This window comes from Bartonella tribocorum, from assembly GCF_002778015.1.
GTDB lineage: Bacteria > Pseudomonadota > Alphaproteobacteria > Rhizobiales > Rhizobiaceae > Bartonella > Bartonella tribocorum_B.
On sequence record NZ_NJPP01000038.1, the window covers coordinates 1 to 15,653 of the forward strand.

The window sequence follows — 15,653 nt, forward strand, 5'->3', positions numbered from 1 at the left end:
GTTTTTGGGGGGGGGGGACATGTGAGAGAGCGTGGGAGGAGGAGCGGATTTCTCAAAGCACAGATGTGCTGAGGAGAGCTCTTATGAGCGGGAGAGGGGGAGGCAGACGCTAACAGAAACAAAATACACGAACAACCTTTGCACCATTTGAAATCAAATGTGGTGTTTTGAGTGCCTGGCGCTTTGCTGGGTTTTTTTATGTCAATAAACTTTTCGAGGATAAAATGACTGTAACTTATATCGGACTCAATGACCCAATGGCAGTGCGCACATGGTCTAAACTCTTAAACCAAGAAGTCTCAAAAGCAATCCCAATCGCACCGTTGATTGGAAATGATTCAAACAGTATCGTACAATTAAAGGACGAAACCACGAAAGCAAGTGGGGATGCCATTAGCTTTAATTTGCGTGTTCAGTTGCTCGGCGATGGGGTTAGTGAAGGGCAGACATTAGAAGGAAATGAAGAAGCTTTACAGTTTCTCAATGATCGCTTGGCAATTAATGAACTCGTTCATGCGGTGCGTGTCAAAAATGAGGGCACCATTGATCAGCAACGTATTCTCCACGATTTGCGTACTGAGGCAAAAAATGGTTTAGTTGATTGGTATGCGGATCGCCTCAGTATGATGTTCTTCATTCAAGTTTGCGGATATACCGCAAAATCAATTAGCTTTGAGGGACGCTCCATTACTCTCAAACCTGTCCATTATGGTTTTAATGCCCCAACGGCGCCAACTAATAAACGCGTTGTGCGTCCTCAAGATAAAACAAAAGATGAAGATTTAAAAGAAAACGATGTGTTTAATCTCAAACTGATCGATAAAGCTGTTGAACGGGCTAAATTGGCAAATCCTAAAATTAGACCCGTGCGGATCGATGGCGAAAATGTCTATGTCCTTTATCTTCATCCAACCCAAGTGACACAATTGCGTACCAATACAGATGCCGGACAATGGCTCGACATTACTAAGGCAATCTATAGTGGAAGCCGTATCAAAAATCCGCTCTATGATGGTTCTTTGGGCATGTATAATGGTGTCGTTTTACGCGAAGCTGAACATATTACCGAAGGGGTCGAGTCTGGAACAGCAAATAAAGCTGTCCCTAATGTGCGTCGTGCTGTGCTGCTTGGCGCGCAAAGTGCTGTGATCGCTTTTGGGAAAGATCGAGGCGCAACACGCTATAAATTGGTGGAAGAGCTCTTCGATTATGAAAGAGAATTCGGGGTTGCGGCAAAAACCATTATTGGGATGAAAAAAACGTGCTTTACCTTGCCTGGAAGTACGCAAGGGGTGCAGGATTTTGGAACGATTGTCATCCCAACTTATGGAGCGCCTGCTTAAAGCAAATGCTTGCTTACTTTCCCCAACAGAACTCTCTGTTGGGGGAAAAATTTAAAATGCTTCATACAGAAAAAGGACTATGATGCTTATGAACGCTTTATCCAGTGATCCTAACAATCGCGATTTTACACAGTCAGACCGATCGCAAACTTTTGCTTCTATGGTCGCACTTATTCAAGATGAAATTGACGATACAACAGCTGAATATTCCCAGCAAATTCAAGATTCAATTGTTACGGCTTTGCGTTTGTGTGAACGCGAACCCTTTTTCTTTAATAAAAGGAGAAAAAGCACGTTCAAAACACAAAGTGAGAAAACATGGTATGGACAAGAAGAAGGCGTTTTTATTGAATCAGAAAAAGGCTTGGAGGACGTCTTTTTAGCAACTAAGGACAAAACACCAACAAAGTTGTTCTTTAAGCCCATTGAAGTGTTGCATCAACAATATGGTATGCATCCCGCGTTAGGAACGCCATTCTTTTATACGTGCCTTGATCAAAAAATAGGACTCTTTCCAACACCAGAAAATGTTGAAGACGTACAGCTTTCTTATGCTCCTGTTTATGTTAGCGATGAACAGCTGAAAGAGGACAACAATCCTTGGTTGATTTATGCTTTTGATCTCATTAAAGCACGGGTAAAATATGAACTTTATAAAAATATCCTCAAGGATCCTGAATATGCCGCCGTTTCTTTTAGAGATTTTCAAGAACAGCTTCAAGCTTTGCGTATCGAAACATCACGCCGAAAAGGTTCCTCAAAAATTCGCCCAATGAATTTTTAAAAACTTTTTTCAATTGTTGATGGCTGAAGATTGGTATTAAAGACGAGAGTCGTGCTTATGCCTCGATTAGCTTTGGCAACTGAATTTGTGTTGGTGTCTTAATTGGTGCTGAGGACAATATTCACATTGAGGGGTGGGGCTTGAAGGAAGCCATGGGGGTGTTGATTGCTTTGAATGTATCAACTTTAGATTGTATATTTCCTAGAATTTTGTGCCCTTAGAGTTTTGTTCTAGGGGGGTGGTTTCAATGAGCAAGCCTTGGTGGCTTAGGGTCTTAAGATATCTCATGGGGTATCTTATGGGGCTCTTTATGGCTTTTTTTCAATCGTTTGGGTTGCTGCTGGCATTAAAGCGTGTTGGCGGTTGATTGTGGTTGGGCACTGGTAGGGGGAGTGGGCTTGCTATGATGTGTGTATCAACTTTTGGTTGTGTGTTTACTAGAATTTTGTGCTCTTAGAATTTTAAGGGCTTTTGTGATTTTAATGAGCAAGCCTTGGTGTTTTGGCACTAGGCTCTTCAAACATTTTATGGGGGTCTTGATGGCTTTTTTTCCAATCGCTGATTATCGACCTGATGTGGCGGATATTAATGGAATTTTTACCGATGAACTTGTCAATGTACTTCCGGCTGATGGCTCTTATATCCCTATGCCAAGTTTTGAACCTTTGTCAGAGCCATGTCCTGAGCCAATTTTAGGCGCTCTTGCGGTTAAAACAAAAAATGGAGTTTCTATTATTGTTGGGACAAGAGAAAAAATCTTCTTGCTGGATAATACAACAATGAAGTGGAAAGATATTAGCCAAAAAGGAAAGGCTTATCTGGCTAATGTTGATGCGCCGTGGTCTTTTGCTTTGTTTGGTGATTTTATCATTGCGGTCAATGCCAATGATAAACCACAAGTGATCGATATTATTCATGATAAAACATTTAGAAATTTAGGAGGAAATCCACCACAAGCAGGGATCGTTCGCGTCTGGGGAGATTTCGTTTGTTTGATGAAATTAACTGAGCATCCAAGACGGGTTCATTGGTCTGGATTGAATGACGCAGAATTTTGGACCGTGGGGAAAAAAAGCTGTGATTATCAAGATTTTCCTGATGGCGGTTTCGTGCAAGGGGCAACAGAAACAACAAATCCAATTATCTTTATGCGTTCTGCAATCTATGCCGGTTCTTTTATCCCTGGCTCTAAAATTATTTTTAGTTTCCAAAAAATCCACGATAAACGAGGGGCAAAAAATGCTGAATCGATTGTTTGTCGCGGAGACTTGGCATTCTTTGCTGATGAGGGCGGTTTTTATCAAATAACCAATGACGGACAGATTATACCCATTGGCTTTGAAAAAGTGGATCGAACCATGACCGCAAAATCAAGACAGAGTAATCTGTATACTCTGTCTGCGGCGATCGATGGGGTGTATAATCGTGTTTATTGGATGGTGGATACCGATGAAAGCCTCCATAAACGTATCTTGCTCATTTATGATTGGGGACTGCAAAAATGGACAAAAGCACTTGTGGATATCAAAATGATCTTACCCATTTTCTTGACGGGAACAACTCTAGAAGGTCTTGATTTTGTAGTTAAGAATATTGATGATTTGTCCTTTTCTCTCGATAGTAAAGCTTGGAAAAATGAATCGCCTATTTTAGGGGCATTTGATCAACAGGGAAGACTTGGTTCATTCTCTGGTTCTCCTATGGCTTGTGTGGTGACATCACAAGAAATGGGGCAGACAAATGGCATGATAACACGGGTAAAAAATATTATGCCTCAAGTCAATAGTGGAAATTTTTATTTGTCTGTGGGAATGCGCTTTCGACAATCTCTTGAGGAAGAAACCGTTTGGTTGCCAGAAAAACAGCCTTCTCATAATACCGGACAAATTCATTGTCGTGCAAGAGCACGGTTTTATCGTTTTAAATTGCGCATTCCGGAGGGAATGAATTGGTCTCATGTCACGGGATTTGATGTGGAATTGACGCCGGCCGGCATGCGATAAGCCAAGCCATAATAATCAAAAGACATATGCGATAAGCCAAGCCATAAGCATCAAAAGATATATGCGATAAACTATGCCGTGATAATCGAAGGATACATTGCGATACACTATGTCCTTGTCCTCAAAGGAATAAGGCGGGGTTGATGTTTCCTTATGATTTGAAAAGTTTGCACTACGGTTTTTTATGAAAAAGCTGCTCTCTTATCGTGTGACAAGGGGGTGCTTAGGGGGAATGATGGGGGATATAATGGGGGCTTTTCGGTTGCTGCTTTTGAAAGGTGGGGGAAGCATGGAATGCGTATGAAATCCGCAAGGGAGGATGTGCGTGACAAAGTTAAGAGAGCTAAAATCATGAGGCACGATCGTCAAGATTTGTATTCTGCTCATCTGACAGAGCAATGGTCATGGGAAAAAATAGCGCTTTATCAAGAGGCACTCAATGGGGCATTTAAAAAATATGCACAGCGCTTTCCGGATGATGTTTGTTTGGAAAAAATTGCTGAAGAAATCGCAACAGGACAAGCACAATTGTGGCTGGTCTTAAAAAATAAAATCCAATTTAGTGCTTTTGCAATAACCAAAGTTGAAAGTGCCCATACAGGGAAAAAATGCGTCGTTCTCTCAGATCTTGCGGGAGAGGGAGGACTGAAATTGGTCAAATTGATTGATGAGGTCGAAAAATGGGCGCGAAAAATCAACGCTGAAGAAATACACATGTTTGGAAGAACTGGATGGGCGAAAAAGCTCGCCCATCACGGTTATTCTCGTAATCTTATTCAATATAGAAAGGTTCTGGGGTCATGAGTAGAAAAAAAACACCTCAAGTGCAGACAACAACACAAACAAATGCACCTCCCGCTTGGGCGGCGGATATTCTTAAACAAACCAGTGCTGACGCGCTTGGGCTTTATAATAAAGGAATTGGCGGAAACGTTTATCAAGGAGAGCGCGTTGCTGGTCTTAGCGATATGACAAAAAATGCGCTGGCCGGCCTACAACAAACCGCAGGGCTTTATAACAATCCTGTGGTAACACAGTGGTTAAATGCACCAACCAACAGTACTGCAAATCTTTCCAGTATGGCGAAGGGGAATTGGATTGGAAGCAATAGTAAATTTAATACGGCATTGCAAAATGCTCTGAATAAAACTTCCGATGCGATTAATCAGTCGATGTCGGGCGCAGGACGCTATGGTTCTGGGGCTCATACCGGCGTGCTTGCTGATGAGTTAGGCGCCTTGGCAACAAATGCTGCAGCACAGCAATATAATCAAGATGTTAACAATATGATGAACGCAAACCAGATGATTGATCGCTCTCAGCATGATCAAGTTAATGCGGCAAATGCATATTATCAAGGACAGAGTAATGTGCAAGGAAATGCTCTAAAAGGCGGAATGATCCAAGATATAAACCGTCAAAATATCTTAGATGCTGAGCGCCAAAAATGGTCGGAAAAAGATAATCAAGATTGGAACCGATTGGAACGCTTGTTACAGGTCGGAACACAGGCTGCGGGAAATTATGGAACAACTTCAGGAAAATCTACGATAATACCTTCTGTAACTAAAGATCCGTTGAGTGATGCGCAGAAAGTGCTGGGATTGGTCGGAGGAATTTTAGGGCTTTGTGATGTGAGAGCAAAAGAAAATATTATCCCTGTCGGAAAGAAAAAAGGATATCCACTTTATAGCTTTAATTATAAAGGAAATCCACAACGTTATCAGGGCGTGCTGGCGCAAGATGTGTTGCGTATAAAGCCTGAAGCTGTTTTTATCAATACAAAAACAAAATTATTGCATGTTGATTATGACAAAATAGGCCTGAGAATGGAAAAAATGCCCACATATGAAAATAAACTGGCATCTAAAAATAAAATTGCGGCTTTCTTTTCTTGGTTCTTTGCACGTTTTTCCTTTTTGCAAAAAGAGTATCTTCTATGAGTTCGATTTATGATTGGTCAATCATCGCATCAGAAAATGCTTATGTCGATGAAAATATAAACTGGGCTGAAGGGCAACCACCAAGTTCAGTCAATGATAGTGCTCGCGTTATGATGCAACGCATCAAAGAATATTTGTTGGATAATGGGGGCGGGATTGAAACGCAGTTTACGGTTGATCGGGAGAACAAGAGAACATCACTTCGTTTGGCAACAAAGTCTTTTTTTGAGACTTATATGGATGGCATTGTTGTGCGCTTTAAAGCACAAGGCGTCAATAGCGGAATAACAAATGTTTCTTTAAATCAGTTGCCTCCAAAACCAACTTATATGGCAACGCCAGAGGGGATTGTGCCTTTAAAAGGGGGAGAAATACAAAAGGGGGGGCTTTATGAAATTGTCTATACGTTTGATATTGCTGGAAAAAATGCTGATGGCTGGTTTTTAACCAATCCTACCATAAAACTTCCTGAAATTCCCCCCTTTCCTCCTTTGCCGGAATCTTTTTCCTCTGGATTTATTGGGACTTTTGCTAGCGAAAAAATACCCTCTGGGTGGTTGCTGTGTGATGGTAAAGAATATTCACGAAAAAACTATGCCAATCTTTTTGCTGTTCTGGGGGAAACATGGGGAAAAGGAGATGGGAAAACAACATTCAATGTTCCCGATTTGCGGGGAATGTTTTTACGAGGGCTCGATAGTGGAAAAGACATTGATAAAGGACGCCTCTTGGGAAGTCGACAAGAAGAGTCTTTTAAGTCTCATACCCATGAAGGAAAAACAGATTCGACAGGTAAACACCAGCATAGTTATCCAAAGTTTGAAAACTATGTTCTAAAGTATGGTTGGGGTAGCTATAACAACTATGCAGTTGTAATGCTCAGAGATGATTGGTTGACAGAGGCTGCGGGAGAGCATGAACATAAGGTCTTATTGCAAAAAACAGGGGGAGATGAAACACGCCCTGTCAATATGGCGGTGGTTTATGCTGTCAAAGCCTGAGAATGAAAGCTTTTCGAGAGAAAAAAATGTTTGCAAAATGTTTGTTATGAAAAAAAGCCTTATTGAATATGTCATGCAGAAAGCCTAGAGAGGCTCCTGAAAAAATGAACCTTCTTTATGATTTCACTTTTTGCACAGCTTTAAAGATCACGTTTGCCTATTGTTCTTTAGACGATCAAGGCAGACAGTGATCATTGAAGATAGGTGCTTAAAGAAAAAAATCTACCTTTATTCATAGAGTTTGTTGTTGAAAAAAATTTTATCTCAATTTTCTTGATCTTGTTGGTGTCGTGATACCTTGTTAAGGCGGCTCGGTTTAGAGTGCCAAGTTTAAAGTATTTGTGGGCGATGACCAAAAGCCCATGGATCATTTTATCTTCTTATGCTGTAACGCACTGTCATTGAAGGTGGATGATATCTCGTCAGATAGCTTGATTCATTAAGGATTTAAAACAGTAGCGAATGTTCAGAGGATAGAGTTTATAGAGCTTTCATACAAGTGAAACATATGAGTGATTGAGCTGGTAGAATGCACTTAAGAGCAGGTGGATTGTTTATACACGACTGATGTGGGTTTTAGAATGAATCTTCGTCCCTTGAGGTGGCGAAAAGAAGTCAACGAATATGTTTCTTTAAAGCGGGGGAAGGTGAAATAGAACCTTCCCTCTTTTGGCAAATATGTAGGCAAAAAGCGTTCATTGCTTTCAAAATGAGCAATCTGTTTGTAAAAGCAGGTGGGCTGTTTATTGTAACGCGTGATGCACTTTTGAGCTCTTCTTTGGCAAATGTCATTTTGTAATTTATTAGGCAATTTCTTGAAACAAGATGAGCGTGAGACGAGAAAATTCGTAAGGTTATCGTTTATCTCATTGTGTAATATTATTGTTTGAGGGGCAGTTAAAACTTTATGCGTGCGGTGTGCATATTTTAAAAGCAGAGTTTGCTTGTAGAGCCTCATGAAATCCCCTCCTTTGAGTTGTAGCAATATAGAGCATTTGAGGGGAGAAGCCTTCAGTGGAATCCGCGAGACTAAGACACCGGATTGTTTATAGACTGTTGTTGATAGATTGGCATTGTTTAAATACGAGCGAGAGGTTTAAATATTAGTGGAGGGGTAAAGATCGATGGGGTTGGTTTTATTCTTTGGGGGAAGTCGATAAAACATGCAAAGTCATTATGCATTTTGGGGGAGCAAGTGGTAAAGTCATCATTTTAGGTGGAAAACAGAATATAATCTAAAAAATACCTTGTAAAAATTTTTGTTAAGGCAATTTTTTTCAAAAGCCTTTGATATGGTTGCCTTTAGGTTTGCGGTTTTGCCTTTAGGTTTGCGGTTTTGCCTTTAGGTTTGCGGTTTTGCCTTTAGGTTTGCGGTTTTGCCTTTAGGTTTGCGGTTTTGCCTTTAGGTTTGCGGTTTTGCCTTTAGGTTTGCGGTTTTGCCTTTAGGTTTGCAAAAGCCATGCAATGAAAACAATACTCAAATGCTCAATAGGGCTGTCCAAAAAGGGGGATATAATGGCACTTTTTCCATTTTCTATTGCTGATATTGATGATCCGGAATGTATTCGTGTGGTTCTTTATGCCAGCGGAAGAATGGGACATGCTCCTTTAAACGCATTGTTGAAAAAAGCATATGAAGATATGACAAAAATTTCAAAACGCATGGATGCGTTAGAAAAAAAGTTAAATACGCTTGATCTTGCTAATCTCAAACAGAAAAAAAACGCAAAGGAAGATGATTAAAGCAATGTGAACAGTATTGTAAGCGGGGGAATAACCTTGCCAGAAACGCAGATGAATGCCTCAGAAATTAAAATAAAACCATCTCTGGATATGGATAAACTTGTTTCGCCATTTATTACAATGCATAAGGAAACAGAAATGAACGATAGCTCTGCTGTCTCAGAATTTACATCAATGAAGGGACCAGAATTATACACGAATGCTGATCACAACATTAAGATTGGGGCTTCTAGAGGTACTTCTTCTTTTTTTAAGAAAAAATAAAGAAGAAAATGATCATAACAAATCATAACAATATGCATGTGTTAAAACTATAGATGAGATAAATCTTATTTATATTTTCGGTGAAGTTTGGAATTGTTCTGCGTTTGAGACGTTTAAAAAATGTAAAAACTTTGTCAAAAAAGAAGGGTTTTTGCAGGAAAGCTGATCACAAGTTGTTAGAGAGATGAGGGCGCATATTGAAAGTTGAAGGATAAGTTTTTAAAGCCCTCAGAGGAAGATGCCTTACTCAAGCAGAAATCAATGGCAAAAGAAGTTTGAATAAAGAGAAAAGTTCTTGCAACAATTTGAAAAATCTTGTGAATAAAGCATGGCATGGTTTTTAATCTATAAAAAATTTGCTGTTTTTGTGTTCTTCTAAATAAAAAAATATTAATTTGTGGTCATTTGGGTTGGCTGAAAATCTCATAATTTTTGATTGCCAAAGGATTAACGTCGAGAAAAATACCGATAAAAGCAAAATGCGTATTGTTATGTTTTTTCTTTATAAGGAAGAGAAAGGGGCGGGTGGAGCAGGCTTAGGTTGCTCTTGTTTTCTATCAGACAATGGTGGACAAGGAGCGTTTGTTTATTTGTCTTATCCTGCTTATGCCGTAAAATACTGCCCTTTGAGGTGTTATGTAATGGTATAAGGTATGCCTTTCTTTCTTGTAAGAGGCTTCTTGATACAAGGGATATTTTTAAAGGGCGTGCTGAATATTGAAGAAAAAAGCTGATTTGTCGCGTTTTAGGGAAAGCTCATGCGGAAAAGCAAAAGCGAATTTGCTAGAATGATTGATCAATCAGATTGGGTTTTGAAATTTTCGTCTTTTGAGGGGTGCACGAAAGTCAAGAAAATCCATTTTTAAAAGTATAAAAGAACGGGTTTTATGACAGCTAAGCACTGATGTATCTCTGTTTGTGTAATCGCTGAAATGGCAAGAAAATCTCATTTAGGAAGAATGTAAAAGGGGAACAATAGCTTTTATCTATCCTATCATCTTTCTGTTTTATGACTTTTAAAAAATCAATATTTGTTTACATAACAAAGATGATGCCTCACACTTTTTTTGATCAGGTGTCTTTTTGAGATCATGCGCCTCTCGTAAAACTGAACGCTCTTAAATATATTTGTCCATCTTTCAATGTTTTCGACAAGCTTAAAAAGAGTCACCCTTCTCTCAAGCACCTTTCGCAAGGGGCTCTGTGGATGGTATCCGTCCTTTCTGAAGGGTAAAAAACCGATAGGATACTTTCTTTACGTTTCATCAAAGGGCTTGCTGGTGCTTTTATCTACTTTTCCAGTCCCAATGTTTTTGATAAGCCTTTAGCACGGTTCATAAGATGTATGCCTTTCTTGGATCGTTTCACTCTAACTTCATCGCTTGTGACGTGCAAAAGATATAGTTCTAGTTCATACAATATCAAAAAGGTTTGAAAATTAAGAAAATCTTACGATTTCGGACCTCTCATTCAACATGCAAAATAATGAGTATTCTTTATAAATCAATAGGATGCGTCTTAACAAAGATGTATTGTTTATAGATTGGCATGGAGGAAGAGTCTTTGTCTTTTAAGTTTGGGAAAAAACTATAATCGCGTTTTTTTTTTCATAAAGGGGGAAGGTTTTTCATAAGAATTTTATAGGATAAAAAAAATAGTAGAAATATTTAAGAATAGAGAGAAAAACAGTCTTTAAGACTATTGATCGTTTGCTGTTATACCCTGTATTGTGTAAAAAGATATTTTTATTGTTTTTTGCTGTAAAAAGCTTCTCTTGGGATGTTTAAAAGGTATCGTCTTTATGGAAAAAAGAATCCGCGCAAGACAAAAGGCTTATTTCAAAAGATTATATCGCAAGATTGCTTTTGTGTGCATGATACTCTTTTGTATCGCGATTTTGTGTTTTGTTATTGTAAAGGCGGTTGGTTATTTTTCTTCTGATAAAAAAATAACACAACAAGCACCTGTCGAATTGGTGATTCCTGTTTTTGATATGCGCGTGTATTGCAGGGAAATTTCTGCTTCCGTAATGCCTGATATAAAAAGAGAAGTTTATCAGCATTGCCTTAATTTGGAAAGTGAGGCCTATTTTGCTATTCGTGAAATATGGGATAAGCTTTCTGATACTGCAAAAAAACAATGTTTGACAATGGTACGACCGGGGGATGGAAATTATTTTCTCTTACGGGACTGTTTTCTCAATGAAAAAGAAAGTGAAAAAGGCAAAATACGCAATTACTTTTAAGGTGTTACACGGAAAGTTAAAAAAATGCGAATTTTGATGCAAAGATAAAAAACGCCTCATTGCTCTTTGCCTCTATACTAATAGAATGTATTTATTTTGTATCACACTGTCCCATTTAAGGTGTGCTCGCATAAGGCATGGATATTTCTCTAGAAGTGTGTGGGGTGTGTGTGTGGCGAAGTTTCAGAAGAATTTATTGCGTTCTTAAGCTTTAAGAGAAATAATCAGTGTGGGAAACTTATTTCGCAATGGGTTCCGCGAATGGTATAAAAGGGTCTCCATGAAGGGTATAAAACTTATAGGATAGCTCTATTTTCTTTAAGTTTGATCAAAAGGCATGCTGTTGCTTTTATCCACTTTTTCAGCCTACATCACAATATTGTAACAAGCTCTCTCTCTCAAGCTTATTGCGAAGGGGCTCTGTGAATGGTATAAGTCCTACTCTTAAGGTGTATAACGCTTATAACTGAGGTGTATAATGCTTATAACGTTGCATAAAAGTGTAAGCCGGCATTCTCATATATTTTGCGAGCCCCCAGTGTTGTGCGCAGCCTTTGAGCTTTAGAGATGGTTCATAAGAGGCATTTCTAATCTTTTTTATCGCCTTTACTCTGTATCTAACTCTTTTTGCATATAATGTGCAAAACATGATTTTAATTCAACAGCAAATAGATTGAGGATGAAAAAATCCTACGGTACGAAGGTTTCTTACTCCACACAAAAAAAGATGAATAATCTTTATAAATCAATTCGTTGTATGAATTGGAAAAAGTTCAGAGTGTTGACGATCCCGTGTGGATAATGAATCCTCGTCCTTTGAAGGCGATTTTAAGTCAATAGGTATGACAAAACTGAGTAAAAACATTTCTTTTTTTGAGAGGAGATAACTTTTAAACTTTCTTCATGCGTAAAGCATTCTATTGAGTTCGTAAATGGGGCTTGTTTTATAGCTTCCAGCTTTCTTTATGAGACAAGAATGAAGAGAGTAAATGCGTTATGCTATTCTTATTGATAGACTTTGAGAGGATAAATTTTGTGAGAAGAATTAGATTTTTAAAGAAGTGTAACATGTTGATCGTTTTTTATAATTTGATAATTGTTGGCTCTTAGGCTCAACTTTTTGTCAATGAAGAGGTGTGATTAACTTAAAAATCCATTAACTCAAAAATCTAGAGGATTAAAATAGAAATTGAGAGGATTGTTGGCATGTTTGAGAAAGAAGAGAGGTCTTTTGTTGATTATAGGGCTTGAAGAATAGTTCATATTAATCTATCTATAAGAGTTAAGAGCTTTTGTGAAGCGATGGTGGATTATCGCTCCCAAGGGGGTTGCTTTAGCGGTGAAGAGAGGCTATATATCATAAAATAAAGAAGTTCACACGAGTGACTCGTTAGAAGTGGGAGTGCTTATGAATTCAAGGCACTGGGGGAAGGAATATCGGCGTTTTTAGGAGCGGTGGTTTTAGAGAAAAAGGTGGTTTTAGGGCAAAAAAGAGGCTTCCCATGTTCGCGGGTAGAAGTTTTTTATTTGTCAGGCGTGTTGTACGTCTGTTCTCTTTTTTGTTTTCCACAAGATAATTATTTTTTTAGTGAAATATGGTTTATTTAAAAAAAAACACGGTTTATTTAAAAAAACACTTGGCATTTTATATGAATATCACTAGATTCCTGCTAGTTGACAGGGAAATAGGGATTTCTTGATTGGTGATTTCCCTGCTGTTTTGTGATTTTCAAGAAAATATATGCTTTTATCAATATCAGTAGGGTTCGTTTGAGTGAAATAAGACGCGGATAGCTTGATAGCCGTATGTTAAACATGATCAGCATTATCGAAAAATAATGCAATGAAGAAGAGTCAATTAAGACACACACTCCAAAAAGGGATAAATATGAGGCCACAACAAAATAGACGGGTACGCGGTCGCAATAATAACAATAATGGTAATAACAATAATAATAATCGTCGCGGTCCTAGCCCGTTATCTCGCAATTATGAAAGTAGCGGTCCGGATGTCAAAATTCGCGGAAATGCTCAGCAAATTGCCGATAAATACATAAGTCTTGCGCGTGATGCGCAAGGTGCGGGTGATCGCGTTATGTCGGAGAACTATTTACAACATGCCGAGCACTATTTGCGTATTATTCTGTCGGCGGCTGGACAAATGTCCCAATCGGCTCGACGTGATGAAAATCGTGGTGATGAAAATAACGAGCAAGAATGCGCTGAAATAAATCCTGAAGGTGAAAAGACAGACGCTGGCGAGTGTGATATAAATGCATCGCAGACACAATCGCAAAAAAATGGCCATGGTCCATATGCCAAGGCCCAAAATGGGGATGCGCGTGAAAATGCTTTAGAGGCTCTGTCGGATGAAAAAACCGATCAAGAGCGCTGTCGCTCTGAAGAAAATGTGGAACAACCTGTTAAGAAAACACGTCGTTCTCCTCGTCGGCGTACTGTAAGGACTCAAGATGAAGCGGCCCTTGAGCTTTCACTGATAACAGCAGAAAGCTCTAAAGTTGGAAAGGCATCAACATCAATAGAAGAGGTTTCTTCTTTGCCTGGATTAAATGAAGGGATACAGAGAAAAACGCGCCGCCGCCGCGTGGTCAATCTTGAAGCCGAAGAAAATGTGTAAACACCTCGAGAATGCTGTGTAAACACTATTGGGGCTGTTGGTATCATGATGTGTTATCGTGCGGCTTTTTGCACTTTCTTTTGAGTTTTCATGCTTTGAGTTTTTATGGGCAATATCGCCAATAGGGCGGTGATAGGAGAGGGTTATTTCTTTGAAGAAAGCACGTCGTTCTTCTCGGCAGTGTAACTTTTAAGGACTTAAAGCAAAGCGGCCCTTGAGCTTTCACTGATAACAGCAGAAAGCTCTAAAGTTGGAAAGGCATCAACATCAATAGAAGAGGTTTCTTCTTTGCTGGGACTTAAATGAAGGGATACAGAGAAAAACGCGCCGCCGCCGCGTGGTCAATCTTGAAGCCGAAGAAAATGTGTAAACACCTCGAGAATGCTGTGTAAACGCTGGTAGGGCTGTTGGTATCATGATGTGTTATCGTGCGGCTTTTTGCACTTTCTTTTAAGTTTTCATGCTTTGAGTTTTTATGGGCAATATGCATTTTTTTAAGAATGGGAATGCATTGACTGAAAGGTTGCCTCTTTATCTTGATGAGGTGAGCGGAGACGGAGAAAAGAGAAATTCTCAATCCTCATTCAAATGCGCCATCACTCAAGTCGTATGTATGATCCTTTAAGTTAGGGAAAATTTAAGTTTCAAAAATGCTGTATAGGTGAGTGATGTTGGCTTGTTAATGAAGCATAGCCGCTGATATTTCTTCTATTGTTTCAATAGAAAGAACGGAAATCAGCGCACCGGTATGATAATTGTAAATCATAAATTTTGTTTGTCCCTCAGGGGTTAAAATCTTCAGAACAATATTGTGTTCTGAGAGGCTTTGCGACAAAATCTGTGTTTTTTTCGGTAGAGAGAGTGTATGGTGGATAACGTGTGGATTTTTGCTGTGGGAGGAAGAGAGCTCTGTTTGTTTTGGCGCTGATCCCGTTGTAACTTTATAAACGATTAAAAACAGTACGGTCAGAATGAGGAAGAGCGTTATTAAAACGGAAATAATCATTAAACCCATTAGTTTTTTTCTCACCCGTTCTACAGCGGGGTCTAAGGGGAGATCTTGGGGCAGAGGATTTTGTTCTAGATGGTCTTTTGAAGATTGCATTGGCTTATTATCCATCATGTCTTCTCTTGGTTATTTTTTGAGATATGATGGGTTTATGCTTTTAAAGTTTTTTGTGCAAGAGGTTTGTAGAAGCAGAACGCAGAAGAGGAAGCAATGTTGGTAAAATTTCTTCTTTGTGGGGTGTGGTTGTCGATATTTTGTCATTGACATTTTGGCTTTTGAGCAGAAAATTTCCGTGGTTTGTTACAGACCAAATTAATTTTACTGTTTGTTGATGTACATTGGGGTATATGTTTATGCATTGGGCAAAAATTTGTTGTCCATAAAAGGTAGATTTTTTTATGGATGGCACCATGGCTTGTTCACAGGCTTGAGCTGTTGGGTAGATTTTAGCCATTGTATTGTTCGAATAGCAATGGTTAAAATCATCTGTGCATGAAACCAATAAGAGAATAAAAACAAGGGGATTCATAAAATTTTTTCCAAATAATGGGTTGACAGCGTAAACGCCAATTTGTCAGCCTAGGGCTTCTTCATTGTTAAACGTTTTTAAAGTTTTTGGGTTCCAAGGGGTTCCAAGGGGTTCCAAGGGGTTCCAAGGGGTTCCAAGGGGGTCCAAGGGG

General features: G+C 39.1%; 12 protein-coding genes. 10 read left to right on the top strand and 2 right to left on the bottom strand.

Annotation, left to right across the window (positions count from 1 at the left end; all coding sequences use genetic code 11):
- Positions 1 to 224 precede the first annotated feature (224 nt).
- The 10 genes from CEV08_RS08065 to CEV08_RS08120 all read left to right on the top strand — a co-directional run bounded on the left by CEV08_RS08065 (position 225) and on the right by CEV08_RS08120 (position 13,964).
- Complete coding sequence (locus tag CEV08_RS08065) at positions 225 to 1,343, top strand: N4-gp56 family major capsid protein (protein WP_100131138.1); 1,119 nt, start codon at positions 225 to 227, stop codon at positions 1,341 to 1,343.
- An 88-nt stretch (positions 1,344 to 1,431) separates the two neighbouring features.
- Positions 1,432 to 2,127, top strand: coding sequence for a hypothetical protein (locus CEV08_RS08070; protein WP_100131139.1), 696 nt, complete (start codon positions 1,432 to 1,434; stop codon positions 2,125 to 2,127).
- A 539-nt stretch (positions 2,128 to 2,666) separates the two neighbouring features.
- Positions 2,667 to 4,130: a hypothetical protein gene (locus tag CEV08_RS08075; protein ID WP_100131127.1), complete on the top strand. Its 1,464-nt coding sequence runs from the start codon at positions 2,667 to 2,669 to the stop codon at positions 4,128 to 4,130.
- Between the two features lie 351 nt (positions 4,131 to 4,481).
- Positions 4,482 to 4,934: a hypothetical protein gene (locus tag CEV08_RS08080; RefSeq protein ID WP_180753574.1), complete on the top strand. Its 453-nt coding sequence runs from the start codon at positions 4,482 to 4,484 to the stop codon at positions 4,932 to 4,934.
- Positions 4,931 to 6,073: a tail fiber domain-containing protein gene (locus tag CEV08_RS08085; RefSeq protein WP_100131128.1), complete on the top strand. Its 1,143-nt coding sequence runs from the start codon at positions 4,931 to 4,933 to the stop codon at positions 6,071 to 6,073. Before CEV08_RS08080 ends, CEV08_RS08085 begins: the two co-directional genes overlap by 4 nt.
- Entirely contained in the window at positions 6,070 to 7,074 is a 1,005-nt protein-coding gene (locus CEV08_RS08090; protein ID WP_100131129.1) for a phage tail protein, read from the top strand. Before CEV08_RS08085 ends, CEV08_RS08090 begins: the two co-directional genes overlap by 4 nt.
- Positions 7,075 to 8,589: 1,515 nt before the next feature.
- Complete coding sequence (locus CEV08_RS08100; RefSeq protein ID WP_100131131.1) at positions 8,590 to 8,817, top strand: hypothetical protein; 228 nt, start codon at positions 8,590 to 8,592, stop codon at positions 8,815 to 8,817.
- A gap of 36 nt (positions 8,818 to 8,853) precedes the next feature.
- Positions 8,854 to 9,081: a hypothetical protein gene (locus tag CEV08_RS08105; protein ID WP_143434467.1), complete on the top strand. Its 228-nt coding sequence runs from the start codon at positions 8,854 to 8,856 to the stop codon at positions 9,079 to 9,081.
- 1,801 nt (positions 9,082 to 10,882) lie between these two features.
- Positions 10,883 to 11,326, top strand: a complete 444-nt coding sequence (locus tag CEV08_RS08115) for a hypothetical protein (RefSeq protein WP_100131134.1) — start codon at positions 10,883 to 10,885, stop codon at positions 11,324 to 11,326.
- Between the two features lie 1,888 nt (positions 11,327 to 13,214).
- On the top strand, positions 13,215 to 13,964 hold the full coding sequence (locus CEV08_RS08120) for a DUF4167 domain-containing protein (protein ID WP_100131135.1): 750 nt from the start codon (positions 13,215 to 13,217) through the stop codon (positions 13,962 to 13,964).
- Positions 13,965 to 14,643: 679 nt separating this feature from the next.
- On the opposite strand, the gene CEV08_RS08125 is transcribed toward CEV08_RS08120, so the two are convergent.
- Together CEV08_RS08125 and CEV08_RS08130 are read right to left on the bottom strand one after the other, a co-directional pair.
- Complete coding sequence (locus CEV08_RS08125) at positions 14,644 to 15,087, bottom strand: hypothetical protein (protein ID WP_180753575.1); 444 nt, start codon at positions 15,085 to 15,087, stop codon at positions 14,644 to 14,646.
- 43 nt (positions 15,088 to 15,130) lie between these two features.
- Entirely contained in the window at positions 15,131 to 15,502 is a 372-nt protein-coding gene (locus tag CEV08_RS08130) for a hypothetical protein (RefSeq protein ID WP_100131137.1), read from the bottom strand.
- Positions 15,503 to 15,653: the final 151 nt, after the last annotated feature.